This window comes from Methylophaga sp. UBA1464 (assembly GCF_002325665.1).
Taxonomy (GTDB): domain Bacteria; phylum Pseudomonadota; class Gammaproteobacteria; order Nitrosococcales; family Methylophagaceae; genus Methylophaga.
In genome coordinates, this window is the sequence record NZ_DCSO01000062.1 from 490 (window position 1) to 944 (window position 455).

At 38.5% G+C, this 455-nt stretch carries 1 protein-coding gene; it reads right to left on the reverse strand.

Going from position 1 to position 455, the window contains the following annotated elements:
• Positions 1 to 44: 44 nt before the first annotated feature.
• The coding region (gene prs / locus B3O33_RS07560) for a ribose-phosphate diphosphokinase (protein WP_292363324.1) at positions 45 to 455 on the reverse strand (411 nt) is incomplete at its 5' end.

The window sequence follows — 455 nt, forward strand, 5'->3', positions numbered from 1 at the left end:
TTATTCTTATGGCTATAATTCCCTTTGGGACCATAGCAAGGGTCTTACATGATAAATTTTGAGCTTATGGACTTGTTGTAATGTACATTGTGCATAACATCTGCAAAAAGTTGTGCACAGCTCAAGACACGTATTTTGCTGCTTTTTTGTTTTAGGGGAATTGAATCTGTAACAATCAATTCTTCCAGTTTGGAATTTTCTATTTTTTGGTAGGCATTTCCAGATAAAATAGGATGGGTACAGATAGCTCTAACACTTAATGCACCACGTTCCATCATGACATCAGCAGCTTTTGTCAAAGTTCCGGCAGTGTCTACCATATCGTCTACCAAAACAACATTTTTGCCAGTGACATCGCCTATCAATTCCATGTGCGAAATAACATTGGCTTTTGCTCTCTGTTTGTAGCAAATCACCACATCGCTCTCTAGGGCTTTAGAATAGGCATAAGCTCT